We start from the raw sequence: 23,749 nt of genomic DNA on the forward strand, positions 1-23,749 counted from the left end.
TGTCCCCTTCGTCTAGTGGCCTAGGACACCGCCCTTTCACGGCGGTAACAGGGGTTCGAGTCCCCTAGGGGACGCCATTTGCGGGAATAGCTCAGTTGGTAGAGCACGACCTTGCCAAGGTCGGGGTCGCGAGTTCGAGTCTCGTTTCCCGCTCCATATTTAACGAAAACGCCGCTCATTGAGCGGCGTTTTTGTTTGCGCGTAAAAAACAAGCCTCAACCGCCGAGGCTTTGTACCAGGCTTTCGAGCGCGTCAGTGGTTGCTTCATCCTGCACCCGTTGCGTAGCTTCAGTCGCTCTGAGTTGGCGTGCCAGGCGGTACTCGCTGGGCGTGCAGTTTGCGAACTGCTTGAAGGCACGAGCGAAGTAGGAAGGATCCTTGAAGCCGGCCTCATAGCCGATGCTGGTAATCGGCATCTGGCTGTTGTCGAGCAGTTCTTTTGCGAAGTTCATGCGCTTGTCCAGGATGTAATCCGTGAAGCCAAGTCCATTGGCTTCCTTGAACAGGCGGCTGAAACGAAATGTCGTCATGCCGCAGCGCTGCGCCAGGTCCCTCTGATCGATGCTGTCTCGAAAGTGCTGTTCGATGTGCAGCATGACGCTGTTCAGTGCCTGGTGTTTTTGGTGGCCTGAGGTCAGCCGGATACTGTCCGGCAGGGTCGGGGAGTGTTCGATCTGCGATGACTTGTCCTGGCCTTTGGCATTTCGGCGCAGCTCGCAGAGCTGCAGCACCGCTGTCAGGTAGCGCTTCTTCTCGGTGGTCGAGAACGGGAGCACCATGTATTCCCAGACGCTGGAGCGCATGGCCCATACCGCCAGTTCCTCCGAGTGTTGCACGGTGAACATGGTGATCGGGATGGTAGGGGTGGTGCGTTTGATCTCCAGCAATAGCTTCAATCCTGGAGTGTCGGGGCGATCAAAATGGATGCAGATCATGTCTGCCTGTTCCCCGATGGGCAACACGGAGTTTTTTGCCAGTTTGCAGTCGCAGGCACTCTCGAACTGCGTGACGAGTTCTTTCGTGGACCGATCATGAGTCAGATCGAACCATAGGAGCGATGGCCTACTGGTCAAATTGGACGTCATGTCTTTACTCTGGTGGTTCTAGTGACTCTCATCGCCAGTATTGCCAATGTGCCATCAATTTGCAGATTTAATCCCGATAGAAAATGCGTTTTTTAGTTCTATTCGCTCTATGGGTTATCTGGAAGGCGGCTCCGGGCGATTATTTGCTCGTGTGTTCTCGAAAAAGCCGGGTTTAACCGCCTGTCGCTTGTGAATCAATGGCAATTGCCTTTGCGTTCCAATGCCTTGTTTACCCCTCCCGTGACTGCTGCATCGGCCAATGCTCCGTATTGGCCGCCCCGCAAAAAAGTCCTAGCGATGTGCAAAATCTTCCTAACGCCCATGCCTTGCTCCTGACTAGGGTTGCACTCAGGCAGCGCAGAAAGTACTGCCTCAGAAAAAACAACATTCGAGTGAGGTGGGCAAAATGATCATGCAAACAATCAAGGCTTCGGTACTGAAGTTCGTCAAAGACGAAGATGGCCTGACCATTGTGGAGTATGCGGTGGCTGGTGGGTTGGTTACGGTGGCTGTTGCCACTATGTTCGGTCTTTTGGGCGACGAGGTGCTCACCAGGATCACAGACCTGTGCGCTGCGGTCAAAGGTGCCGACTGCGCATAAGGGCAAATCACGGTGGGGATACACGCCATGTCCATGGAATTGCTGGTGTCAACAGTTGTACTACTAGGATTGCTTGGCGTGGCGGTGGTGAGCGATCTGCTTCGCCACCGCATCCCCAACGCACTGGTCCTGTTAGGCCTTGCCCTGGGATTGGCCGTTCAGAGCTATTCAGGAGGTATCAGCGGATTGGGTGACAGCCTGCTGGGTATCTTGATCTGTTTTGGGGTGTTTCTGCCCATGTACGTCTCGGGTGGCATGGCTGCCGGCGACGTCAAGTTAATGGCCATGGTCGGCAGTTTTCTACCGTTTCCTTTTGCGTTGTGGGCTGCCTTGTACAGCCTGATTGCCGGTGGCGTGTGCGGTTTTCTGATCGTGCTGGTTCGCGGTCAACTGCGTCAGACCTTGGGACGCTATTGGCTGATTCTTAGGGCGCAAGCTTATCTGGCGCCGACTTCGGATGAAGTAGCCGGCAAGCCTTTCCCTTATACCATTGCAATCTTGATAGGCACTTTGAACAGCGTTTACTGGCAACTTGTTGCCGGTGGAATGGGAGGTTAGTCATGCACGTCATTGTCGATAGTGATGCCTACCCCAGCGATCGGGAAGCGGTGCAACGATTGGCTCCTCAGCCATGCACAATCCGTGAGACCGGTCTGACCGACAGTTTTCTCGGTGAGTTGGTGTGCAAGCATCTGTATGACGCCGGCGTGCTGGACATGCCGCGGCTGGTGGAGCGCCTGGCGCTGACCGGCGCCGTACTTGAAGAGGTCCTGGCGTTTCTGCGCAAGGACGGTCGTGTCGAAGTGCTTGGCCAGATTGGCCAAAACGGTGGGCAGATGCTGCGATATGGCCTGACCGAGCGCGGCCGAAGTGCCGCCCGCGATGCCCTGTCGCGTAGTGGCTATATTGGCGCGGCCCCTTTCCCGGTCAGTACCTACCGGTCCCTGATCAAGCTGCAGACCATTCACCATGGTCGCATCAACGCCAACGATATGCGCAATGCCCTTACGGGCGTAGTGCTCACGGAGGGGATGCTCGATCAGTTGGGTGTGGCGATGAACTCCGGGCGCGCAATCATGATTTATGGCCCAGCGGGCACCGGCAAGACCTATGTCAGCAGTCGCCTGATCCGTCTGTTCGCCGAGGCCATCTGGGTCCCTCATGCCATCGTCATCAACGAGTCGGTGATCGAAATCTATGACCCGCAGGTGCATCAGCGGCTCGATGATAGCGCTCAACATAACAATCTGATGCTCAACGAAGGCATCGACCGTCGACTGCTGTGCTGCAAACGCCCGATCGTCATCACGGGCGGTGAATTGAGCATGGAACAGCTGGACGTTCGTTATGACCCCTTTACCCGTCAATACCAGGCCGCCTTGCAGCTCAAGGCCAGCAATGGCCTGTTCATCATCGACGACATGGGGCGCCAGCGCATGGCACCCGCCGAGCTGTTGAATCGCTGGATCGTCCCGATGGAGGAGAAACGCGATTTCCTCAACCTGGGCGGTGGTCGGCATTGCGAGCTGCCGTTCGATCTGATTCTGGTGTTTTCCACCAACCTCAATCCCCTGGAATTGGCCGATGAGGCCTTCCTTCGGCGGATTGGCTACAAGCTGCAGTTCGGTTACCTGAAGCCCGAGCAGTACGAAAAGATCTGGCGTCAGGAAAGCGAGCGTCTGGGCATTTCCTATGACCCGCTGCTGGTGCGTTATGTGCTGCAAAGGCTTTATGCAAGTGAAGGCATGCCCCTGGTGCCTTGCCATCCCCGTGATCTCCTGAACATGGCACTCGATCGCCAGCGTTATATGGGCGGTTCCGGACCACTGTCACCGAAAGAGTTGGAATGGGCCTGGCACAACTACTTCGTCCAGCTCGACTTTCTTTGATACGGAGATACTGACATGAGCTCTCGTACGCTTACCCTGATAGGCGTTTCCCTGGTCATGGGCCTTGGGGCTGCATGGATGGCCGACTCCTGGCTGAGCGCTCGGCTCAATGCCAGCCCGGATGATCATCTTCGAAGCGTGGTGGTCGCCACGGTAGAGATTCCATTCGGGCAGATGGTCGAGGCCCAGCAGGTCACGACCGTTCGCATGCCCATGGATACGATCCCCGACGATGCCTTCGATGCCAGCGAAAAAGCCGTGGGCAAGATCGCAACGTTCGACATTCTGCGAGGCGACATCGTGCGTGGTGCGCGTCTGAGTGAGCATCTGGGGGGCAGCACCCTGGCCTCTTTGATTGCGCCAGACAAACGCGCCATTTCGGTTCGGGTGGATGATGTGGTCGGCGTCGGTGGATTCCTGTTGCCGGGTAACCGGGTCGATGTACTGGCGACCAAAACCACCAATGCCGGCAGTAACAGCGCTACGTCCAGGACCATCCTCGAGAACTTGCGGGTGTTGGCGGTGGATCAGACCGCGGGCACCGACAAGACCCAACCGGTCGTGGTGCGTGCAGTGACCCTGGAGATGTCGACCGCTGAAGCGGAAGCCCTGGTCACTGCGCAGACGGAAGGCAAGTTGCAACTGGCGCTACGTAACCCGCTGAACCTAGAGAAGAAAACCGCGACCTTTGCGCCTGCTGCACCTGTTGCCCCAGCCATGGCTGTGGCCACCGCCGAGGCGCCAAAGCGCGTGGTACAGCGCAGCAGTGGCGGGGGTATCACCGTTATCCGCGGGATTGAAGCCAAAGTAGTCAACATTCGCTGACGGGACGCAACAGGTATCCGGGCACCAGGGAATTGGCGGAGCCGATCCGGATCAGTATCGGCAATCGAGGGCTTGATGATGAATCTTCGTATTCAGCGGCCGTTCACTTCGACGCCAAGGCGCCAGGAAGGATCGGTGAGTGTATTGATGGTGATCGCGTTGGCGGCGATGGCCATGATGGCGGCGTTGGCTTTGGACGGCGGGCATTTGCTGCTGAACAAAACGCGCCTGCAGAATGCGGTGGACGCCGCCGCCCTGAGTGGCGCCAAAACCTTGAGTCAGGTGGGGGGAGGCGTCAACGGTGCCAGCGCGACGCAAACCGCCGCGCTCTTTACGTTGGTACAGAATGCCAATGCCACGGGCAACAGCGAACTGGCTACGGCGGTCGGTGGCAACGCAGGTGCATTTGCGGTGGTGGAACTGGCAAGCAGCGTTTATGGCCCGTTCTCCTATCCCGGGCCGACGAATGCCAAGTACGTTCGGGTATCAGTACCGAGCTATAGCCTGACTGGATTTTTCTGGAACTTCGCCCAGGTATTTGGCACTGGTGGCCTGGGAGCCAAAGCGGTGGCAGCGATCGCCACCGCAGGTCCCAGCCCAACCAGCCCTTGCGATCTCGCGCCTTTGATGGTCTGTGGCAACCCGACTCAATACAACCCGGCTGCCGGCATGTTCTGGGGCTTTCAATATGGTGATTTGCAGGTTTTGAAAACGGCGGCCGGCAATTCGTCGCCCATTGGTCCAGGCAACTTTCAGTTGCTCGATTTTGGTTCGGGCGGCAATGCGGTCAGGGAGGAGATGGCCGGAGGCGGCAAGGTCTGCCGCAATGTGGGAGACAACGTCAAGACAGAGCCTGGCAACAAGGTCGGCCCTGCGTCTCAAGGCCTGAATACGCGCTTCGGCATCTACAACGGCCCGGTCAGTGCCTCGGCCTATCCGCCGGATCTGGTGACCACGTCCAGTACTCCCGAGATCACTTACGACGGAACAGTCCCCAAGTACAAAGGACAACCCGTCACCTCGGCCAACGGCAATCTTACGGCGGGCAGCAACTCGATACTGGACTACAACGACTGGCGTACGAGCGTTGCCGCGTGTGTAGCAGGGGGCAGTGGCTGTCTGGGCAATGGGGTGTTCGAGCGCCGGATGCTGAAAATCGTGGTGGGCAACTGCACAGGCAAACAGGGTGGCTCAACCTTGATCCCGGTCCTCGGTTTTGGCTGTTATTTCGTGGTGCAGCCCATGGATGGTGGCGGCAAGGACGCAGAAATCTTCGGCCAGTTCGTGATGGAGTGCGAAGGCGACAACGTGGCTGGCCCCTCACCGTCAACCGATTCCGGCCCGCAGATCATTCAGCTGTACAAAACCTATCTCAACGGCAGTGGTACTCCGAGCACTGACTCGTAGGGGGGCGTCATGAGACTTCACGGATTTAAAAGTCGGCAGCCCCAGCAAGGCCTGGCCATGGTGGAGTTCACGCTCGTCCTGCCGGTGTTGCTCCTGCTGTTGCTGGCCTTCGGTGAGTTCGGCCGCATGCTCTATCAGTACAACGTGCTGCTGCAGGCCAGCCGCGATGCCGACCGTTTTGTCGCCAGCCAGGCCTGGAACTCGACACTTGGCAAGGTCGTTCTGAGCAATACGCTGCAGACTCAGACAAAAAACGTTGCTGTGTATGGCGTGCCTGCCAACACCGGGACCGCTGTAGTGTCAGGTCTGACGACTGGCAACGTGGTCGTTGCCGCGGTGGGCACCGAGCATGTGCGGGTCACCATCACTTACACGTTCTGCCCGGTGATTGGCGCTGGCAATTGCACCGGATCGCTTCCCGGTTTTTTTGGTAATCAGATTGCACTGAGCATCCCGCTGGTTGCCACCACCGTGATGAGGGCACTGTGATGAACAGAAAACACATGCGCGGCACCTACACGGTGGAGTTCGCCGTCATTGGTCTGCTGGTGTTCACGCTGTTGTTCGGCGTAGTGGAAATAGGCCGCCTGTACTTCACGGTCAATGCGCTGGATGAGGCCGTGCGCCGTGGTACGCGCCTGGCGGCGGTGTGCAATATCAGCGATCCGGTGGTGCTACGGCGGGCGATCTTCAACGCGGCGGGCAATGCAGGTAATAGCCAACTGATCGGCGATCTGACCACCACCCACCTGACGTTGAGCTACCTGGACGCAAACGGTGCCTTGGTGGCCAACCCTGCTGACACTGTCAACGCCAACGGTTTTCGTGCCATCCGTTATGTCCGGTTGAGTCTGCAAAACTTCGTTTTCAATCTGTTCATCCCCGGGTTCGGCGTGCCCATTACCCTGCCCGTATTCAGGGCAACCTTGCCACGCGAAAGCCTTGGGCGTCATTCCGATTCCGGGGAGATCACGCCATGCTGAATACCAAGGACACTCCACTCTCTACCTCGACCGGCAAGGCCGGGCTCAGGTTGCTGATCAGCAGTCGTGATGCCACGTCGTTGCGCGACCTGCAGAGCGTCTGCCAACGCATGCCCAGCCTGGAGGTGAGCACTCGCCTGGTGAGCAACGGCCATGTCGACCCACTCTATGGCCTGGACCGGATGCCCGATCTTTTGCTGTTGCGCGTCAGCCACCTGTGGCGTGAAGAGCTGTCGGCACTGTTGCAGCGCCCGGCCCATGAGCGCCCGCCGATGCTGGTGTGCGGGCTGCTGAGCGAACAGGAGGGCATGCGCCTGGCGATGCAGGCCGGCGCCCGTGACGTGCTGCCCGAGCCCGTTGCCGAGACAGAACTGGTCGCTGCCTTGAATCGGCTGGTCATGGAGGTTCGGACCGGCAGCGGGACAGAAGGGAAATTGCTCGCCGTGATCAGCGCCAAGGGCGGATCGGGCGGCACCATGCTGGCTTGCAACCTGGCTCAGCAGCTCAGCATGAAGGGCGACAGTACCCTGTTGCTGGATATGGACCTGCAATTTGGCAGCGTGACGCATTACCTGGATGTGGCGCAAACCCACAGCCATCTTGAGGTGTTGCATCAGATCGACGGCATGGACAGTGTTGCGCTACGGGGTTTTTGCAGCCACTTCAGCCCGACCTTACATGTGCTGGGAGGCCGGGCCGGTGAGCTGTGTCTGCCGCAGGATGCCCAGCCTGAGCAACTTGACACCCTGATGCAGTTGGCCCGCGCCAGCTATGACTGGGTAGTGATCGATCTGCCACGGCAAATCGATCACCTCACCGGCTCCGTGCTGGAACAGGTGGACCGGGTGTACGTGGTGGTGCAGCAAAGCGTCAGCCATCTGCGCGATGCCAGCTCCCTGGTGCGGATTCTTCGCGAAGATCTGGGCGTGCGTGGTGATCAATTGCAGATCGTGGTCAATCGCTATGACAAGACGGCAGCGGTCAGCCTCAAGGATATCGGCGAGGCGCTGCGCTGCACGAACCTGTCGAAATTACCCAACGACTTCAACCTGGTCAGCCAGAGTCAGAACACTGGCGTGCCGTTGGGTCTGCATGCGCCGAAGGCAGCGATCACCGTTGCCCTGCGCAACGTGGCCGATGACCTGGTCGGCAACCAGATGGCCGGAAAAAAAGGCGTATTCAAACGTGCCTTCAACCGTTTTTTCGGGGGGTGACCCATGATCAGCGACTTTCGTAACCGCTTGCGCAAACATTCCGGTAAACCCGCCTCATCGCCGGCTACCCCGTTAGGCGGTGAGCTGCCGGATACGGCAGATGAATTGATGGCTTGGGAGCACGCAATCCCGGATGTTCTGTACGAAACCAGAAGCCAGGTCACCCCGGTGGAGGCCGAGTGGCGAGAAAAGATCTACCAGCAGTTGCTCAAGGTCATGGACCTGTCCTTGCTGGACTCCCTTGAGCAGGCTGAGGCCACGCGCCAGATTCGCGATATTTGCCAGCGCCTGCTCGACGAGCATTCGGCACCGGTGAGTACTTCCAGCCGCCAGTTGATCATCAAGCAGATCACCGATGAAGTGCTCGGACTTGGCCCCCTGGAGCCGTTGCTGGCCGATCACAGCGTGTCCGACATTCTGGTCAACGGCTTTGCCTCGGTCTATGTCGAGCGCTTCGGCAAACTGCAACGCACCGATGTGCGCTTTCGCGATGACCAGCATTTGCTCAACATCATCGACCGCATCGTTTCCAGCCTGGGGCGGCGAATCGACGAGTCCTCGCCCTTGGTGGACGCCCGGCTCAAGGATGGTTCGCGGGTCAACGCAATTATCCCGCCGCTGGCGATCGACGGCCCGAGCATGTCGATCCGGCGCTTTGCCGTGGACCTGCTCAATACCGACAGCCTGATTCAGGTGGGGACGTTGACCCCGGCCATTGCCCTGCTGCTCAAGGCGATTGTCCGTGGGCGCTTGAACGTGCTGATTTCCGGCGGTACAGGCAGCGGAAAGACCACCATGCTCAATGTCCTGTCCAGTTTCATTCCGCACAACGAGCGGATCGTCACCATCGAGGATTCGGCTGAACTGCAACTGCAGCAGCCCCACGTGGTGCGCCTGGAAACCCGGCCTTCGAACATCGAGGGGCGCGGCGAGGTGAGCCAGCGGGAGTTGGTGCGCAACAGCCTGCGGATGCGCCCGGACCGCATCGTGATCGGTGAAGTGCGCGGCGTCGAGGCGCTGGACATGCTGACGGCGATGAACACCGGCCACGACGGCTCGTTGACCACGATCCACGCCAACACCGCGCGTGATGCGTTGGGGCGGGTCGAGAACATGGTGTCGATGACCGGGGCGACCTTCCCGATCAAGGCCATGCGTCAGCAGATCGCTTCAGCCATCGATGTGGTGATCCAGCTGGAACGCCAGGAGGACGGCAAGCGCCGCCTGGTCAGCGTGCAGGAAATCAACGGCATGGAAGGCGAGATCATCACCATGACCGAAATCTTCTCCTTCGCACGCCATGGCGTGGGCGAAAACGGCGAAGTGCTGGGTGATTATCGGCCCAGCGGCATGATCCCCGCCTTCCGCGATGTGCTGGGCAAGCGTGGCATCGAGTTGCCGCTGACGATGTTCAGGCCTGAGTGGATGGAGGCACGGCAGTCATGAACAATATTCCTGGTGAATTCATTCTGATGTTCCTCGGCATGGTGTTCATCGCCGTCTTCCTCCTGTCCCAAAGCGTGGCGGTGCCGGTGTTTGGCGAGGCTGGCAAGATGCGCAAGCGCATTCGTGGTCGCTTGCATGTACTGGAGAAAGCCAACAATCAGCCCAACATGCAGACCGTGTTGCGACAGAAATACCTGACGCGTTTGTCGCCATTGGAGGCCAGGCTTGAGCAGCTGCCCTTTATGGAGGCATTGACGCAAATGATTGAGCAGTCCGGGTATGAATACCGGGCCTACCGGGTATTGCTGCTCGGGCTGGTGTTGGGGGGCTCGACGGGTATCTTGATCTGGATGGCCTCGTCAGTCTGGTGGATGGCGCTGGTGGCGGGTTTCGCGATTTTCTGGTTACCCATACTGAAAATCTCTTACGACCGTGGCAAGCGTTTCGCTGAGTTCGAGGAAGGCCTGCCGGATGCGCTGGATGCCATGTGCCGTGCTCTGCGCGCCGGGCACCCATTCAACGAAACCCTGCGTCTGGTGGCCGAGGAGCACAAGGGGGCGGTCGCTCATGAGTTTGGCCTGACCTTCGCCGATATCAACTATGGCAACGATGTACGTCGGGCCATGCTCGGCCTGCTGGAGAGAATGCCCAGCATGACGGTGATGATGCTGGTGACCTCGATCCTCATCCATCGTGAGACCGGCGGCAATCTGACCGAGGTGCTGGAGCGTCTGAGTCGCCTGATCCGCGGGCGATTTCGCTTTCAGCGCAAGGTCAAGACCTTGTCGGCCGAAGGGCGGATGTCGGCCTGGATACTGGTGGCCATTCCCTTCGTGCTGGCGATCGCGATCCTGGTTACAAGCCCCAAGTATCTACCTGTACTGATCAATGATCCTCTAGGACACAAGCTGATCATCGGGGCTTTCTGCGCCATGTTGATCGGGATTATCTGGATACGCAAAATTATCCGGATTCAGGTTTAAGCGGTATTCGCTACCGGGAGGTACAGGTCATGGATTTTTTACTCGGGTTGTTCAGTCGGGTCACGGGGAACGAGGAGATGGGGCGCCTGTTGTTCCTTGGCGCGATCGGTTTGAGTACGATGCTTGCGGTCATCGCAGTGATCTTGCTGATGCAGGGGCTTCAGGACCCGGTGCAGCGTCGTCTGGCGCTTATCAAGCGTGGTCATTTAGGCAACACGACAGGACAGGACGCTCCAGGTAACCTGCAACTCTTGTTGGAGCGGGTCGGCCAGCGTTTTGCCTCGGCTGAATCGGCTCAGGCGTCTGCCACCCAGACTTTGTTGACGCATGCGGGGTACCGCTCCTCTTCGGCGGTGCAGATGTACTGGGCGGTGCGCTTGCTGTTACCGCTGGTGTTGGTCGGCATTGCGTTGTTGCTGTTGCCGATGATTCCCAAGGTTTCGCTGAGCATGGGGCTGCTGTTGGTGGCCATGATGGCTGGTGTTGGATGGCTGGTGCCAGCGCTGTATGTCGGCAAGCGCAAGCAAATGCTACAAGGTCGGCTGCGTGCCGCGTTTCCGGACGCACTGGATCTGATGGTGGTCTGCGTGGAGTCGGGCCTGGCCTTGCCCACGACCATTGAACGGGTGGCTGAAGAGATGTCGGTCAGTCAGGTGGAACTGGCTGAAGAATTGGCCCTGGTCAATTCGCAAATCCGTGCAGGCATTTCCAGCACCGAGGCGCTCAAGCAATTGGCCGTGCGCACCGGGCTGGAGGACATTCAAGGATTGGTCAGTCTACTGGCGCAAAGTATCCGCTTCGGCACCAGCGTGGCCGACACTCTGCGCATCTATGCTGATGAATTCCGTGACAGGCGTACGCAGGCTGCCGAAGAGGCGGGGGCGAAAATCGGTACCAAGCTGATATTCCCGCTGATTTTCTGCCTGTGGCCGAGCTTCTTCCTGGTCGCCATAGGCCCTGCCCTGATCGGCGTGCTCAGAACATTCGGGTGAGGTAAACGGGCGAGGCTGTCGAGCAAGATGGCCTTGCCACCCGAGCCTGATCTGCACTTTCCTGCCATAGGTTTACACATTCCCTGTAGGAGCTGCCGAAGGCTGCGATCTTTTGATCTTCCTGCGATATCACGATCGCTTGAAGTCAAAAGATCGCAGCCTTCGGCAGCTCCTACGGGGTAATCCGGCCAGGATTGGATAATGTGCAGATTCCAATGCTTTTATGCACACGACGCCCGGCCCGGCTTTGCAGCCAGGCCACTATGGACTAAGCCAGAGGCAGATCACCCATCGACATGCCTCAGTTGCCGATGGTCATTTCTCCCGCTGAATCCTGGTCATAAAATTCCGGAATCGGAAAGTTGAAGCTGTTCAGCCAGCGCTGCATGGCCAGGTCACGTTCGGTGGCCGAAGCGGTTTGCAGGTGAGGGGAGGCAACCACTCCGCGAATCTGCAGCTGCAACCACTGCTCGGTGCCTTGTTGATACGGCGAAGAAGGGCCCGGCTCAATGCCCCAGGCAGTGGTGGACAGGCAAGCCATGCACCCGATCAACAGCCTTTTGGTCTTCATCTCGACTCCTCGTACGTTCTACTTGTTCGCACTGGAAGAGGCATCGGCTACCTCAGTCTTGCGATTGCCCTCGGAGGCCACCACTTTTCTGGCAGGGGCCTTGAGTTTTTCCGCGCGGGTTTGCGCTTCAGCGACTTGCTTGGGACTCAAGTCGGCGCGGGTCACGAGTTCGGCAGCCGCCTTCCAGTTATCCTGGTAGATCAGCAACGTCACCATATTGAGGGCCGCCAGTGTGTTCGCCTGCTTGAGCTCCATGGAGGTCATGAACTCAAAGCGAGCTTCAGGGATCCGTCGCTGATTGAGGTAGACGACCCCCAGGTCATTGCGCATCCTTTCGTCAGTGGGGGCCATCTTCACCGCACGCTCAAGGTGAGTGGCAGCGCTGGCATTATCATTTCTGGCGGCGGCCAACTGGCCCAGGCCATGCTCCCCTTCAGCCGCCAGACAGGTGCCGAGCAAGCTTTCGTACAACGGCTGCGCGTCGCCGCTACGCCCCATCAAGCGCAGTACCCGAGCCTTGCGCAGGCGAACCTGGACCAGGTTATCGGGCAATCCTTCCAGATTCGCCAGGCTGGCATACAAACGTCCTTCTTCGGCCATGTTGTCGGCCAGGTTCAGGGCCAGTTCTTGCTCCGAACCGGGCTTGGCACAGCTGGACGGTCGCGAAGACAGGCCATTGCTGGCACAACCTGCGAGCATTAATGTCGCCGCTATTGCAATGACTGCTTTCATTGAATGTCCTCTGGCTACAACAGGTTGAACGCCTGGCCAATGGCAGCACAGCTGGCCCGGCAAGCGTTCAAAGTCACCGTTACGAGTGAGGGCGAGGTCAGTGCGGTTCAGGCTGCGTTTCATTGCGAGAGTCCGCTGAGACTGTCGAAGTCACCATTTTCCAGGAAGAACATGCGGTAGAAATTCGGGTCGTAATTGCGTAGCTGCTCGCCAGGCAATGACGGCAGTTGTGCATTGGCAGCCAGTGGCTGGACCAGATGCGGAGTGACGATCATCAGCAGTTCGCGCTCTTCACGGTTGATGGTGTTGTCGCGGAAAAACGCGCCCAGAACCGGGATATCGCCCAGCCCCGGAAACTTGTTCACCTGGGAATCGTTGTGGGAGCTGATCAGGCCGCTGATGACGAAGCTTTCGCCGTCGGCCAGGGAGATGCTGGTATCGGTGCGGCGCACGGTCAGGGCCGGGACTACCGTTCCGGCGATGCTCACGGCGTTGGTGAAGTCCAGCTCACTGACTTCCGGCGCCACCTTCAGCGCGATACGGTTCTTCCCGACGATGGTCGGTGTCAGGGTCAGGCGGATACCGAACTCCTTGTACTCGATGAAAATGTTATCGCTGCCTGAACTGGGCACCGGAATCGGTATTTCACCGCCGGCCAGGAAGCTCGCACTCTGCCCGCTGAGCGCTACCAGGCTCGGCCGCGCCAGGGTGTAGGCGAAACCGCTGCCCTCCAGCGCGTTGAGCGCCACCAGGGTACTGCCGGTAGCAAACGTGAGGTTGAAGTTATTGTTGTTCACCGGTATCACCGGCGTGACAATGCCGCCGATGGTAGGCAAGGTTCTCGGCGAGCCGAACAGGAAGTTGCCCCGGATGCCGAAAATCGAGGCGGAGGCTTCCTTGAGTTTGGTCCGGCTGACTTCTACGAAGCGGATATCGGTCTGCACCTGGCTCGGCAGCAACGGGTCGTCGGAAGGCACCGACGGCGCGCTGGTCAGCGCCGACGTGGCCCTGCCCTTGACGAACACCATGCTTTGGCGCGGCGTTTTCGAACAGGCGGTCCAGACCATCAGGCTGGTGGTCCCCGGCGCAATGCCCGTGAGTATGAACGCGTTGCTGCCGCTGGGTTGCACGTCGGCAATTTTCGGGTCACCCACCGCCAGTTGCGTTACCGGAACGGGGCTGCGCAGTTCATTCTGCAGGCCCTGACCGACCTCGTACGTTGTTGGCCAATTGTCCAGTTGCGGACAGTTGGCCGGCGCGGCCTGAGCCGCATCCACGCTGAGGCCCATCCAGAACAGGCCATGGATAATTCGCTTGAAAGCGGGCACGGGACGAAGGCTCATCAAGTACATCCTCACTGAATAGGCCAATCTTCGGCAGACTGAGCTGTCTCGGATCACTTCACGGGGATCGGGCTATCCCCCCAATGCGCCAGTCCACTTATCCATGGCCTTGGCGTTATTCCTTGCGTGCTACACACGAGCGGGCGCAATTCGCTGATCTGGCTGGACCGCGAGCGACCTTTGCAAAAAACGGGTTGAGTGATCCGGTTATCTGAATTGCCTGTCAGAGCGATGCGTGTGGCTATGGACTGCACTGTCCGCCGACCTGGCTCCCCCGGAAAATAGTCGGCAATGAAGGTACAGCGCCGGAAATCGCCTGCCAGGATCATAGTGAGGTAACTCCTTTTGCCAATCCGCTATCTGATCACTGAAGCTAACGTGGAAAATCGAGCCGTTATGACTTCTTATGGTTTGACGTTAGTTCAATCAAACCAAAGTGCCATGAGTTAACGGAAAACTAATGGTGCAAAGACTGGAGACAGGTGGGCCGGCAGGGGTGTAACGCAGTGCTGACGGGATGTACTGAAGCAGAAAAGGCCCGCCAGTATGAATGGGCGGGCCTTTTGCGTTCCGGGCAATGCTTGCATCGATAAAATCAGGCGTCCCTCACGAACGCCCAGTGCTCAGTCCACGTGATAGTGGATGGACAGCGTGCCTTTTTTCTGCGAAAGGGCGGCGATGGTGACCGCGCCCAAATCCTTCAAGCTGCGAACATGGGTACCACCACAACCGTAGGCGGGCAGTTCACCGAAGCCGATTTCCCGGGCGCCTTCGCGCAGTGAGGTCAGGCGCGGCAGGTCGTGGTCGATCCACTGACCGATGCCGAGCTCGATTGCCTGGGCCTCGACGTCCTGCGCTGATTTGCCCGGCTGGAATTGCACGCGGCCTTCACCTGGCCAGTGATGCGCCTTGATCGGCATCCAGCCCATGGCCTGGACAAAGTGGCCGATCAAATGACCAGCCGAATGCATGCGCGTGTTGAACCGCCGGCGTTGTTCGTCGACGCGGATTGGCGTCATCCCGGTTTTTACCGGCTGGTCGACAAAATGAATGATCCGCTCGGGATCCTGAACCACGCGCAGCACCTGGCTTTCGCCGATCCAGCCAGTGTCGCAAGGCTGTCCACCGCCCTGGGGGTGGAACAGGGTCGCGCGCAAGACCACGGCAAACTCGTTTTCGTGGGGGGTGCATTCCAGGACTTCCACGTTGGCCTTGAGCTCATCACTATGGAAAAAAAGGCGCAGCGTCATATTCCAGGCTCGTATTGGTCATCGGTTTCTATTATAGAAAGCCTGTAAATACGTGATAATCCGCGCAAACATCAAAGGACTGTTGCGTTGTGAGCATAAATCTTCCACTGCCGCTGCTCGGTGAAATGGCGATTTTCGTCAAGGTTGTCGAGACGGGCAGTTTCTCCGAGGCCGCTCGCCAGTTGGGCTCCTCGCCCTCGGCGGTCAGTCGGAGCATTTCGCGTCTGGAGAAGGCGCTCGCCACCCGGTTGCTGCAACGAACCACGCGCAAGTTGCGTCTGAGCGACGGTGGCGAGGAGGTGTTCAAGCGGTGCCAGGAAATGGTCAATGCCGCGCGGTCAGTGATGGAAATCAGTGGTCAGTTCACCGATGAACCCGAGGGGCGGGTGCGTATCAGCGTACCGAAAGCGGTGGGCCGAATCGTGATTCACCCGCACATGCCGGAGTTCTTGCGGCGTTATCCCAAGGTGGATGTGGAGCTGTTGCTTGAGGACCGCCAGGTCGATTTGATCGATGATCACGTCGACCTGGCGATTCGCATCACCGATCGGCCGCCTGTGGGTCTGGTGGGGCGGCAGTTGCTGACCATCGATCATATGCTCTGCGCCACTCCGCAGTATCTGGCCGAGCACGGGACGCCGACTCATCCCCATGACTTGCTCAATCACAGTTGCATTTACCTGGGCGAAACACCCAGCGACGCACGCTGGAAATTCAAGAAAGGCAGCAAGACAGTAACCGTGGGTGTGCGCGGGCGATATGCTGCCAATCACACCGGCGTACGTTATGGCGCGGTGTTGCAGCACATCGGCATTGGCAGCCTGCCGTATTTCACGGCGCGCCATGCCCTGGAGAAGGGTTTGATGGTGCAAGTGCTGCCGGACTGGACCTTTCTGGCGTCCTACCATGGCGGCGCCTGGTTGCTGCATTCGCCAACCCGATACCTGCCGCCCAAGCTACGGGTGTTGATCGACTACCTGGTGGAGTGTCTGGCGAAGGAGCCGACGCTGGGCAATCCAGGCCGGTCGAATGGTCCGGGCTGGTCGCCATCGGAGTATGAACTGCCGGAGAGTGACGGCTTGTTTTGAAGGTAGAAAAAAACGATCGCAGCCTTCGGCAGTTCCTGTAGGAGCTGCCGAAGGCTGCGATCTTTTGCAGATCAGTGCTTGCTGTCCTGGTTCGACAACGCCAGCAGTTGCTTTTCCTGGTTCCAGTCGAAAGGTTCGTCGTTCTGTTCGGCTTCGAAGCGACGTTCTTCCAGCGCCTGGTACAGGTCGATTTCATCATCGGGCATGTAATGCAGGCAGTCACCGGCGAAATACCACAGCAGGTCGCGCGGTACCAGATGCGCAATTTGCGGATAGCGAGTGATGACCTGGCACAGAATGTCCTGGCCCAGGTACTGGCTTTCGATCGGGTCGACAGGCAGTAACGCCAGCAGCTCGTCGAAGCGCTCAAGGAACAAGGCATGGCTTTCGTCGGGAACCTGCTCGGCCTCACCTACGGCGACCAGGATGCTGCGCAGGTGGTCGAGTAAAACGAGATGATCGGCAACGATGTTGGACACGAGATAAGTCCTCAAGAGCAAAACGGGCGCGGGAGTATAAAGCGCCCGCGCCCGTTTTTACATGTTTGAAGGGATCAGCGGACTTTTCCCCCGGCCAGTGCCAAAGCCTCTTGGTCAAAGTCATCGACATCGATCACCTTGCGCCGGGCCGCTTCGGCTTCACGCAGGGTCTGCGCTTCCACCGGCTGCAACACGCCAGCCTCGAGTGCGGCATCGATCAGCGACTCGCCGGCCAACGGTTTGACCTGGCCGCTCTTGAGTGCCACATGCAGCTTTTTCTGCAGCGGTTGAGCGGCACCCAACAGGTTGCAGGCGTGTTGTAAGGCGCCGACCGGATCGTCGCTCGCCTGTGGGCGATAGCAACCCAGGAGCAATTCCTCGAGGGCGGGGTCGCCCTTGGCGCGACCAATCAAGGCAGCGACTTCGGCAGCGAGTTTGTCCGAGGGGCCTTTGTGCCGGCGACCGAACGGGAACACGATCACCCGCAACAGGCAGCCCACGACTTTGTTCGGGAAGTTGTTCAGTAGCTCATCCATGGCCCGTTCCGCCTGCCCCAGGCTTTCTTCCATGGCCCAGCTTACCAGTGGCGTCATGTACCCCGGTGTGTCGAGATCGTGATAGCGCTTGAGTGCGGCAGAGGCCAGGTAAAGGTTGCTCAGTACGTCACCCAGCCGTGCGGACAGGCGTTCCCGGCGTTTCAGTGCACCACCCAGCAACATCATGCTGAGGTCGGCGAGCAGAGCGAAAGCAGCGGCCTGACGATTGAGGGCGCGGAAGTAACCCTGGCTGAGTTTGTCGCCCGGGGTGTGTTCGAGGTGCCCGAAACCGAGGTTCAGCACCAGCGTACTGGCGGCGTTGCCCACGGCAAAACCGATGTGCTTGAGCAGCAGGCCGTCGAACTCTCTGAGCGCCTGATCCTTGTCTTCACGGCCGGCGAGGGCCATTTCCTTGAGCACGAAGGGGTGGCAGCGGATCGCGCCCTGGCCGAAGATCATCAGGTTGCGCGAGAGAATGTTCGCGCCTTCCACCGTGATAAAAATCGGCGCGCCGTTCCATTTGCGGCCCAGGTAATTGTTCGGCCCCATGATGATTGCCTTGCCACCGTGCACATCCATGGCATCGCTGATGCAGTCGCGGCCTCGCTCGGTCAGGTGGTACTTGAGAATCGCCGACAGCACCGACGGCTTCTCACCCAGGTCGACCGCATTGGCGGTCAGCATGCGGGCGGCATCCATCATCCAGGCGTTGCCGCCAATGCGGGCCATGGCTTCCTGAATGCCCTCGAATGCGGCAATCGGTACATTGAACTGCTCACGAATCTGCGCGTATTGGCCCGTCACCAGGCTGGTGAACTTGGCCATGCCGGTGCCCACCGCCGGCAGGGAAATCGAACGCCCCACCGACAGGCAATTCATCAGCATCATCCAGCCCTTGCCGAGCATTTCCTGGCCGCCAATGAGGAACTCCAGCGGGACGAACACGTCCTTGCCCGAGTTCGGGCCATTCATGAACGCGGCGCCCAACGGCAGATGCCGGCGGCCGATCTCGACACCGGCGATGTCGGTCGGAATCAGCGCCAGGCTGATGCCCAGGTCTTCCTTGTCGCCCAGCAGGTGATCGGGATCATAGGCCTTGAAGGCCAGGCCGAGGAGGGTAGCCACCGGGCCGAGGGTGATGTAGCGCTTTTCCCAGTTCAGGCGCAGGCCGAGAACCTCCTGGCCTTCCCATTGACCTTTGCAGATCACCCCGGAGTCCGGCATGCCGCCCGCGTCGGAGCCGGCCAGGGGACCGGTAAGGGCAAAGCACGGGATGTCGTCGCCGCGTGCCAGGCGTGGCAGGTAATGATTGCGTTGTTCGTCGGTGCCGTAGTGCAGCAACAATTCGGCCGGGCCGAGGGAGTTGGGGACCATCACGGTGGAGGCGAGGTCGCCGCTGTGGCTCGCCAGTTTCATCGCCACTTGCGAGTGGGCATAGGCAGAGAAGCCTTTTCCGCCAAACTCTTTGGGGATGATCAGGGCGAAAAAGCCGTTGTCCTTGATGAACGTCCAGGCTTCGGGCGGCAGGTCCATGGTTTGACCGAGCTGCCATTCATTGACCATGGTGCAGAGTGTTTCGGTCGGCCCGTCGATGAAAGCCTGTTCTTCTTCGTTCAATTGCGCTTTGGGATAGGACAGCAGTTTGCTCCAGTCCGGACGGCCACTGAACAGCTCTCCGTCCCACCACACCGTACCGGCGTCGATGGCATCGCGTTCGGTTTGCGACATCGGCGGCAGGGTTTTCTGGAACCAGTTGAACATCGGCGCGCTGAACAATTTGCGACGCAGGTCGGGCAGCAACAAGGGCGCGGCGACGGCAGCGATCAATACCCAGAAAACCAGCAGCAACCAGCCCGGCGCGCGGCTGAAAGCGCCCATGGCCACGACATAGACGGCCACGATGACCAGGGCGGGCAGCGGGGCGATGCGGCGGTGGGCCAGATAAGCAATACCGACCAGCAGAACCAGTATCCACAACAGCAGCATATTTATTCCTCCGTGAAACCAGGGCGAACCAGCCCTCAGAGCTTAGACGGCATCCGCAAAACAGGCGGGTGGTGACCCTGGATGATTTTCGTGCGCCCGATGGGCCGCGCACGTGGGAAAAACCTTCATTGAGCGAGCGGCAAAGCGCCCATGTTTGGCCGAAACGTCGTTATCTCTGTGCTGAAGCTCTCGCTAGACTCGGGGCTTCCCCTGGAGATTATTCTCATGCACGAGTACCTGAGTCCCGGCCGCTTCATCGATAGTGACCATCCGTCCATGGTGGAGTTCGCCGAAAAACACCGTGGTGCCAGTCGCGATCCGCTTGAGCAGGCGATCAGTCTCTATTACGCCGTGCGCGAAGCGGTGCGCTACAACCCGTACACCTTCAGTCGCGATCCGCAGACCCTGCGCGGCAGTCATGCATTGGCGACCGGGGAGAGTTACTGCGTGCCCAAGGCCACGTTGCTGGCAGGTTGCGCGCGGCATTGCGGGATTCCCGCGCGGATCGGCCTGGCGGATGTGCGCAATCATTTGTCGACGCCTCGGCTGCTTGAATTGCTCAAGAGCGACATGTTCGCCATGCACGGCTACACCGAGTTTTATTTGCAGGGTCGCTGGGTCAAGGCGACGCCAGCGTTCAACCGCAAACTCTGCGACCTGTTCAATGTGGCGCCGCTGGAATTCGACGGGATCAACGACAGCGTTTTTCATCCCTTCAACCGCGATGGCGCGAAGCTGATGGAGTACCTCGTCGATCACGGCCAGTTCGCCGACGTCCCTGAAGCGTTCTTTTTCGAACACCTGGAAAAATGCTATCCGCACCTGTTCGGTGAACAACTGCAACCGCTGTTGGGTGACATGCAGAGCGATTTGAGTCGCACCTGATCCGGCGTATGCTGCCTGCCCACTTATCGAAAAAGAGGCGGTCATGCTGAAGATCTGGGGTCGGAAAAACTCATCGAATGTGAGAAAGCCATTGTGGGCCGCCGAAGAACTGGGCCTGGCCTACGAGGCGATCGATGCCGGCGGCGCCTTTGGTGTCGTCGATACACCCGAGTACCGCGCGATGAACCCCAACGGTCGGGTGCCGGTGATCGAGGACGATGGTTTCGTGTTGTGGGAATCCAACGCCATCGTGCGTTACCTGATGGCCCGCCACGCCGCCGACACGGCCTGGTACCCCGCGAATCTGCAAGCCCGTGCCAGCGCCGACAAATGGATGGACTGGACCACCTCAAGCTTTGCCGGCCCGTTCCGTACCGTGTTCTGGGGTGTGCTGCGTACCCCGGCAGACCAGCAGGACTGGCCCGCCATCAAGGCGGCGATCAAGGAGTGCGACACGCTGCTGGCGATGGCCGACCAGGCGTTGGCGAACAAGCCGTACCTGTCCGGAGACGAGATCGGCATGGGTGATATTCCCCTGGGCAGTTTCATTTATGCCTGGTTCGAGATGCCGATCGAGCGTGCGCCACAACCGCATCTGCAGGCCTGGTACGCGCGGTTGAAACAGCGTCCGGGGTATCAAAAGGCGGTCATGACCGCGTTGACTTAATACTCACTATCGACACGCTTGACTGTACTTGTGCGGCGGCGACAAGCACCATTGTGCCAAGTTGTTGCGGTTGTATTGTTCGCCGCCGTCCATACTTATCCCTTTCTTCCCTTCTTGGTGCGTAAATCAGATATGAGTTCCGCTCTGTCCATCCGGCAGCTAACCAAAACCTACGGCAACGGTTTCCAGGCCCTGAGTGGTATCGATCTGGAAGTCGCCGAAGGTGACTTTTTCGCCTTGCTCGGCCCCAACGGCGCCGGCAAATCCACGACCATCGGCATTCTCTCGACCCTGGTGAACAAGACCAGCGGCACGGTGAATATCTTCGGTCACGACCTGGACCGCAATCCTGCGCAGCTCAAGCGCTCCATCGGCGTGGTGCCTCAGGAATTCAACTTCAACCAGTTCGAAAAGACCTTCGACATCGTCGTGACCCAGGCCGGCTACTACGGCATCCCGGCGAAAATCGCCAAGGAACGCGCCGAACAGTACCTGACCCAACTGGGGCTGTGGGACAAGAAGGACGTGCCGTCGCGTTCACTGTCCGGCGGCATGAAGCGTCGCCTGATGATCGCCCGCGCGCTGGTGCATGAACCGCGCCTGCTGATCCTCGACGAACCGACTGCCGGGGTGGACATTGAGCTGCGTCGCTCGATGTGGAGCTTCCTCACCGAACTGAACCAGAAAGGCATCACCATCATCCTCACCACCCATTACCTGGAAGAGGCTGAGCAGTTGTGCCGCAACATCGGCATCATCGACCACGGCACCATTGTCGAGAACACCAGCATGCGTCAGTTGCTCAGCCAACTGCATGTCGAAACTTTTCTGCTGGACCTCAAGGGCGACCTGCCCGCCGCACCTCAGTTGCTCGGCTACCCGTCCCGGCTGATCGACAGCCACACCCTGGAAGTCCAGGTGGAAAAGTCCATGGGCATCACCGCACTGTTCACCCAGCTGGCGCAGCAGAACATCGAAGTGCTGAGCCTGCGTAACAAAACCAATCGCCTCGAGGAGTTGTTCGTGTCCCTGGTGGAGAAAAATCTGTCGAAGGTGGCGGTATGAGTTCCGAGTTGCGCCCCAACCTCATTGCCCTCAACACCATCGTTTACCGTGAAGTCCGGCGTTTCACCCGGATCTGGCCGCAGACCCTGCTGCCGCCGGCCATCACCATGGTCCTGTACTTCGTGATCTTCGGTAACCTGATCGGTCGGCAAATCGGCGACATGGGTGGCTTCACCTACATGGAGTACATCGTGCCGGGGCTGATCATGATGTCGGTGATCACCAACTCCTACGGCAACGTGGTGTCGAGTTTCTTCGGCAGCAAATTCCAGCGTTCCATCGAAGAGCTGATGGTCTCGCCACTGTCGCCGCACACCATCCTGATCGGCTACACCCTGGGCGGTGTGCTGCGCGGCTTGATGGTGGGGATCATCGTGACCCTGCTGTCGCTGTTCTTCACCCACTTGCAGGTGCATCACCTGGGCGTGACCATTCTGGTGGTGGTGCTGACGGCGACTATCTTCTCGCTGCTGGGCTTCATCAACGCCGTGTTTGCGCGCAACTTCGATGATATTTCGATCATTCCGACTTTCGTGCTGACGCCACTGACCTACCTGGGCGGGGTCTTCTACTCGATCACCTTGCTGCCGCCGTTCTGGCAGACCGTCTCACTGGCCAACCCGGTGCTGCACATGGTCAACGCATTCCGCTACGGCATTCTCGGCGTATCGGATATCCGCATCAGTGTGGCCATCGCTTTCATGCTGGTGGCGACCGTCGTGCTGTATATCGGTTGTGCACGGTTGCTGGTCAGCGGACGCGGGATGCGCACCTGACCTTGTAGGAGCTGCCGAAGGCTGCGATCTTTTGATCTTGATTCGGGTCCGTTAAAAGGCGAAAAGATCGCAGCCTGCGGCAGCTCCTACAGGGGGTGTATGGCAGATGTAAAAAACGGCGCCCTGGGGCGCCGTTTTGCATTTTCACATCCCCGTGTGGCCATTGCTTTCATGCTGGTGGCGACCGTGGTGCTGTATATCGGTTGCGCACTGTTGCTGGTCAGCGGACGCGGGATGCGCACCTGACCTTCCTTGTAGGAGCTGCCGAAGGCTGCGATCTTTTGGCTTTTGACGGGCCCAAATCAAGATCAAAAGATCGCAGCCTGCGGCAGCTCCTACAGGGGGTGTATGACAGATGTAAAAAACGGCGCCCTGGGGCGCCGTTTTGCATTTTCACATCCGGCTCCTCTTGCGCCGCTTCCATTGCCTGGCCACCCACCAGCGCCAATACGCCATCACCATGAAGTAGGACAGCGCGCCGAGTGCCAGCCCCGTCACCACCGAACCCAACAGGAACGGTTGCCACAAGGTCGAGATTTCGCCCCTGATCCATTCCCAGGTCAGTGAGTCCGGCAACTGCCGGGCGGGGACGTCCATCAGCCAGGCGCCGGTCTGGTAGGTGCAAAAGAACACGGCAGGCATGGTGATCGGGTTGGTCAGCCAGACCAGGCTCACGGCAATCGGCATGTTGCCGCGCACGATAATGGCGAGGGTTGCCGCCAGCAGCATCTGCAACGGGATTGGCAGGAACGCCGCGAACAAACCCACGGCCATGGCGCGGGCCACGGAGTGGCGGTTGAGGTGCCACAGGTTCGGGTCATGCAGCAGCGTGCCGAGAAAGCGTAAGGACTTGTGTTCCCTGATGCTCATAGGGTCTGGCATGTAACGTTTGAATAAGCGCCGGGGCATAAGGCTTCTCGGTCGGTCAGGGTGGCAAGTATGTCTG

General features: G+C 59.1%; 25 protein-coding genes and 2 tRNA genes. 19 read left to right on the forward strand and 8 right to left on the reverse strand.

What is annotated here, in order from left to right:
* Position 1: 1 nt before the first annotated feature.
* Positions 2-77 (forward strand) — tRNA-Glu (locus AC3WJW_RS17650).
* A 3-nt stretch (positions 78-80) separates the two neighbouring features.
* Positions 81-156, forward strand: a tRNA-Gly gene (locus AC3WJW_RS17655).
* 59 nt (positions 157-215) lie between these two features.
* Here AC3WJW_RS17655 and AC3WJW_RS17660 read toward each other — a convergent pair.
* Positions 216-1,085 (reverse strand): AraC family transcriptional regulator, encoded by an 870-nt coding sequence (locus AC3WJW_RS17660; protein WP_493726816.1) that lies wholly within the window; start codon positions 1,083-1,085, stop codon positions 216-218.
* 406 nt (positions 1,086-1,491) lie between these two features.
* Between AC3WJW_RS17660 and AC3WJW_RS17665 the strand changes: the two genes are divergently transcribed.
* The 11 genes from AC3WJW_RS17665 to AC3WJW_RS17715 all read left to right on the forward strand — a co-directional run bounded on the left by AC3WJW_RS17665 (position 1,492) and on the right by AC3WJW_RS17715 (position 11,425).
* Complete coding sequence (locus AC3WJW_RS17665; protein WP_493726817.1) at positions 1,492-1,686, forward strand: Flp family type IVb pilin; 195 nt, start codon at positions 1,492-1,494, stop codon at positions 1,684-1,686.
* 27 nt (positions 1,687-1,713) lie between these two features.
* The gene (locus AC3WJW_RS17670; protein ID WP_493726818.1) at positions 1,714-2,244 is read left to right on the forward strand and encodes an A24 family peptidase; all 531 of its coding nucleotides are present in this window, start codon (positions 1,714-1,716) and stop codon (positions 2,242-2,244) included.
* 2 nt (positions 2,245-2,246) lie between these two features.
* Entirely contained in the window at positions 2,247-3,575 is a 1,329-nt protein-coding gene (locus tag AC3WJW_RS17675; RefSeq protein ID WP_493726819.1) for a DUF8689 domain-containing protein, read from the forward strand.
* Positions 3,576-3,590: 15 nt separating this feature from the next.
* A complete protein-coding gene (gene cpaB / locus AC3WJW_RS17680; protein WP_493726820.1) occupies positions 3,591-4,400 on the forward strand; it encodes a Flp pilus assembly protein CpaB in 810 nt (269 codons plus the stop codon).
* 75 nt (positions 4,401-4,475) lie between these two features.
* The gene (locus AC3WJW_RS17685) at positions 4,476-5,807 is read left to right on the forward strand and encodes a TadE/TadG family type IV pilus assembly protein (RefSeq protein ID WP_493726821.1); all 1,332 of its coding nucleotides are present in this window, start codon (positions 4,476-4,478) and stop codon (positions 5,805-5,807) included.
* A 9-nt stretch (positions 5,808-5,816) separates the two neighbouring features.
* Positions 5,817-6,296, forward strand: coding sequence for a TadE/TadG family type IV pilus assembly protein (locus AC3WJW_RS17690; protein WP_493726822.1), 480 nt, complete (start codon positions 5,817-5,819; stop codon positions 6,294-6,296).
* The gene (locus AC3WJW_RS17695) at positions 6,296-6,790 is read left to right on the forward strand and encodes a TadE/TadG family type IV pilus assembly protein (RefSeq protein ID WP_493726823.1); all 495 of its coding nucleotides are present in this window, start codon (positions 6,296-6,298) and stop codon (positions 6,788-6,790) included. The genes AC3WJW_RS17690 and AC3WJW_RS17695 overlap by 1 nt, the downstream gene beginning before the upstream one ends.
* Complete coding sequence (locus AC3WJW_RS17700) at positions 6,784-8,004, forward strand: AAA family ATPase (RefSeq protein WP_493726824.1); 1,221 nt, start codon at positions 6,784-6,786, stop codon at positions 8,002-8,004. Before AC3WJW_RS17695 ends, AC3WJW_RS17700 begins: the two co-directional genes overlap by 7 nt.
* A 3-nt stretch (positions 8,005-8,007) precedes the next feature.
* Positions 8,008-9,450: a TadA family conjugal transfer-associated ATPase gene (locus AC3WJW_RS17705; RefSeq protein WP_493726825.1), complete on the forward strand. Its 1,443-nt coding sequence runs from the start codon at positions 8,008-8,010 to the stop codon at positions 9,448-9,450.
* Positions 9,447-10,433, forward strand: coding sequence for a type II secretion system F family protein (locus tag AC3WJW_RS17710; RefSeq protein ID WP_493726826.1), 987 nt, complete (start codon positions 9,447-9,449; stop codon positions 10,431-10,433). The genes AC3WJW_RS17705 and AC3WJW_RS17710 overlap by 4 nt, the downstream gene beginning before the upstream one ends.
* A 29-nt stretch (positions 10,434-10,462) precedes the next feature.
* Positions 10,463-11,425: a type II secretion system F family protein gene (locus AC3WJW_RS17715; protein WP_493726827.1), complete on the forward strand. Its 963-nt coding sequence runs from the start codon at positions 10,463-10,465 to the stop codon at positions 11,423-11,425.
* 301 nt (positions 11,426-11,726) lie between these two features.
* Here the strand turns inward: AC3WJW_RS17715 and AC3WJW_RS17720 are convergent, their stop codons facing one another.
* From AC3WJW_RS17720 to AC3WJW_RS17735, 4 genes are all read right to left on the reverse strand, one after another.
* On the reverse strand, positions 11,727-11,996 hold the full coding sequence (locus AC3WJW_RS17720) for a DUF3613 domain-containing protein (protein WP_493726828.1): 270 nt from the start codon (positions 11,994-11,996) through the stop codon (positions 11,727-11,729).
* Between the two features lie 18 nt (positions 11,997-12,014).
* Positions 12,015-12,728, reverse strand: coding sequence for a tetratricopeptide repeat protein (locus tag AC3WJW_RS17725; RefSeq protein WP_493726829.1), 714 nt, complete (start codon positions 12,726-12,728; stop codon positions 12,015-12,017).
* Positions 12,729-12,847: 119 nt separating this feature from the next.
* Positions 12,848-14,071 (reverse strand): type II and III secretion system protein family protein, encoded by a 1,224-nt coding sequence (locus tag AC3WJW_RS17730; RefSeq protein ID WP_493726830.1) that lies wholly within the window; start codon positions 14,069-14,071, stop codon positions 12,848-12,850.
* A gap of 623 nt (positions 14,072-14,694) precedes the next feature.
* Positions 14,695-15,321, reverse strand: a complete 627-nt coding sequence (locus tag AC3WJW_RS17735; RefSeq protein ID WP_493726831.1) for an alanyl-tRNA editing protein — start codon at positions 15,319-15,321, stop codon at positions 14,695-14,697.
* Between the two features lie 89 nt (positions 15,322-15,410).
* Between AC3WJW_RS17735 and AC3WJW_RS17740 the strand changes: the two genes are divergently transcribed.
* Positions 15,411-16,409: a LysR family transcriptional regulator gene (locus AC3WJW_RS17740; protein WP_493726832.1), complete on the forward strand. Its 999-nt coding sequence runs from the start codon at positions 15,411-15,413 to the stop codon at positions 16,407-16,409.
* Positions 16,410-16,480: 71 nt separating this feature from the next.
* Here the strand turns inward: AC3WJW_RS17740 and AC3WJW_RS17745 are convergent, their stop codons facing one another.
* Complete coding sequence (locus AC3WJW_RS17745; RefSeq protein WP_007972361.1) at positions 16,481-16,888, reverse strand: PA2817 family protein; 408 nt, start codon at positions 16,886-16,888, stop codon at positions 16,481-16,483.
* A 74-nt stretch (positions 16,889-16,962) separates the two neighbouring features.
* Positions 16,963-19,410 (reverse strand): acyl-CoA dehydrogenase, encoded by a 2,448-nt coding sequence (locus tag AC3WJW_RS17750; RefSeq protein WP_493726833.1) that lies wholly within the window; start codon positions 19,408-19,410, stop codon positions 16,963-16,965.
* 225 nt (positions 19,411-19,635) lie between these two features.
* Between AC3WJW_RS17750 and AC3WJW_RS17755 the strand changes: the two genes are divergently transcribed.
* From AC3WJW_RS17755 to AC3WJW_RS17775, 5 genes are all read left to right on the forward strand, one after another.
* Positions 19,636-20,295 carry a transglutaminase-like domain-containing protein gene (locus AC3WJW_RS17755; protein WP_493726834.1) on the forward strand — a complete coding sequence of 220 codons (660 nt, stop codon included), beginning with the start codon at positions 19,636-19,638 and terminating at the stop codon, positions 20,293-20,295.
* Positions 20,296-20,338: 43 nt separating this feature from the next.
* Positions 20,339-20,962, forward strand: coding sequence for a glutathione S-transferase family protein (locus AC3WJW_RS17760; protein ID WP_493726835.1), 624 nt, complete (start codon positions 20,339-20,341; stop codon positions 20,960-20,962).
* Positions 20,963-21,094: 132 nt separating this feature from the next.
* Positions 21,095-22,027, forward strand: coding sequence for an ABC transporter ATP-binding protein (locus AC3WJW_RS17765; RefSeq protein ID WP_007972354.1), 933 nt, complete (start codon positions 21,095-21,097; stop codon positions 22,025-22,027).
* Positions 22,024-22,803 carry an ABC transporter permease gene (locus AC3WJW_RS17770; protein WP_007972352.1) on the forward strand — a complete coding sequence of 260 codons (780 nt, stop codon included), beginning with the start codon at positions 22,024-22,026 and terminating at the stop codon, positions 22,801-22,803. The genes AC3WJW_RS17765 and AC3WJW_RS17770 overlap by 4 nt, the downstream gene beginning before the upstream one ends.
* 99 nt (positions 22,804-22,902) lie before the next feature.
* A complete protein-coding gene (locus tag AC3WJW_RS17775) occupies positions 22,903-23,049 on the forward strand; it encodes a hypothetical protein (RefSeq protein ID WP_493726836.1) in 147 nt (48 codons plus the stop codon).
* A gap of 147 nt (positions 23,050-23,196) precedes the next feature.
* Here AC3WJW_RS17775 and AC3WJW_RS17780 read toward each other — a convergent pair whose 3' ends face one another.
* Positions 23,197-23,712, reverse strand: coding sequence for a DUF2062 domain-containing protein (locus AC3WJW_RS17780; RefSeq protein WP_493726837.1), 516 nt, complete (start codon positions 23,710-23,712; stop codon positions 23,197-23,199).
* Between the last annotated feature and the right edge of the window lie 37 nt (positions 23,713-23,749).

The organism is Pseudomonas sp. GW821-FHT07G06, from assembly GCF_058986625.1.

What these genes read in the sequence shown, in the direction of transcription:
- AC3WJW_RS17690 (WP_493726822.1), top strand. Translation starts at nt 5,817, where the DNA reads ATGAGACTTCACGGATTTAAAAGTCGGCAGCCCCAGCAAGGCCTGGCC.
- cpaB (WP_493726820.1), top strand. Translation starts at nt 3,591, where the DNA reads ATGAGCTCTCGTACGCTTACCCTGATAGGCGTTTCCCTGGTCATGGGC.
- AC3WJW_RS17660 (WP_493726816.1), bottom strand. Translation starts at nt 1,085, where the DNA reads ATGACGTCCAATTTGACCAGTAGGCCATCGCTCCTATGGTTCGATCTG.
- AC3WJW_RS17765 (WP_007972354.1), top strand. Translation starts at nt 21,095, where the DNA reads ATGAGTTCCGCTCTGTCCATCCGGCAGCTAACCAAAACCTACGGCAAC.
- AC3WJW_RS17710 (WP_493726826.1), top strand. Translation starts at nt 9,447, where the DNA reads ATGAACAATATTCCTGGTGAATTCATTCTGATGTTCCTCGGCATGGTG.
- AC3WJW_RS17770 (WP_007972352.1), top strand. Translation starts at nt 22,024, where the DNA reads ATGAGTTCCGAGTTGCGCCCCAACCTCATTGCCCTCAACACCATCGTT.
- AC3WJW_RS17695 (WP_493726823.1), top strand. Translation starts at nt 6,296, where the DNA reads ATGAACAGAAAACACATGCGCGGCACCTACACGGTGGAGTTCGCCGTC.
- AC3WJW_RS17725 (WP_493726829.1), bottom strand. Translation starts at nt 12,728, where the DNA reads ATGAAAGCAGTCATTGCAATAGCGGCGACATTAATGCTCGCAGGTTGT.
- AC3WJW_RS17670 (WP_493726818.1), top strand. Translation starts at nt 1,714, where the DNA reads ATGTCCATGGAATTGCTGGTGTCAACAGTTGTACTACTAGGATTGCTT.
- AC3WJW_RS17700 (WP_493726824.1), top strand. Translation starts at nt 6,784, where the DNA reads ATGCTGAATACCAAGGACACTCCACTCTCTACCTCGACCGGCAAGGCC.
- AC3WJW_RS17720 (WP_493726828.1), bottom strand. Translation starts at nt 11,996, where the DNA reads ATGAAGACCAAAAGGCTGTTGATCGGGTGCATGGCTTGCCTGTCCACC.
- AC3WJW_RS17730 (WP_493726830.1), bottom strand. Translation starts at nt 14,071, where the DNA reads ATGAGCCTTCGTCCCGTGCCCGCTTTCAAGCGAATTATCCATGGCCTG.
- AC3WJW_RS17675 (WP_493726819.1), top strand. Translation starts at nt 2,247, where the DNA reads ATGCACGTCATTGTCGATAGTGATGCCTACCCCAGCGATCGGGAAGCG.
- AC3WJW_RS17715 (WP_493726827.1), top strand. Translation starts at nt 10,463, where the DNA reads ATGGATTTTTTACTCGGGTTGTTCAGTCGGGTCACGGGGAACGAGGAG.
- AC3WJW_RS17735 (WP_493726831.1), bottom strand. Translation starts at nt 15,321, where the DNA reads ATGACGCTGCGCCTTTTTTTCCATAGTGATGAGCTCAAGGCCAACGTG.
- AC3WJW_RS17760 (WP_493726835.1), top strand. Translation starts at nt 20,339, where the DNA reads ATGCTGAAGATCTGGGGTCGGAAAAACTCATCGAATGTGAGAAAGCCA.
- AC3WJW_RS17750 (WP_493726833.1), bottom strand. Translation starts at nt 19,410, where the DNA reads ATGCTGCTGTTGTGGATACTGGTTCTGCTGGTCGGTATTGCTTATCTG.
- AC3WJW_RS17775 (WP_493726836.1), top strand. Translation starts at nt 22,903, where the DNA reads ATGGCAGATGTAAAAAACGGCGCCCTGGGGCGCCGTTTTGCATTTTCA.
- AC3WJW_RS17705 (WP_493726825.1), top strand. Translation starts at nt 8,008, where the DNA reads ATGATCAGCGACTTTCGTAACCGCTTGCGCAAACATTCCGGTAAACCC.
- AC3WJW_RS17685 (WP_493726821.1), top strand. Translation starts at nt 4,476, where the DNA reads ATGATGAATCTTCGTATTCAGCGGCCGTTCACTTCGACGCCAAGGCGC.
- AC3WJW_RS17665 (WP_493726817.1), top strand. Translation starts at nt 1,492, where the DNA reads ATGATCATGCAAACAATCAAGGCTTCGGTACTGAAGTTCGTCAAAGAC.
- AC3WJW_RS17755 (WP_493726834.1), top strand. Translation starts at nt 19,636, where the DNA reads ATGCACGAGTACCTGAGTCCCGGCCGCTTCATCGATAGTGACCATCCG.
- AC3WJW_RS17780 (WP_493726837.1), bottom strand. Translation starts at nt 23,712, where the DNA reads ATGCCCCGGCGCTTATTCAAACGTTACATGCCAGACCCTATGAGCATC.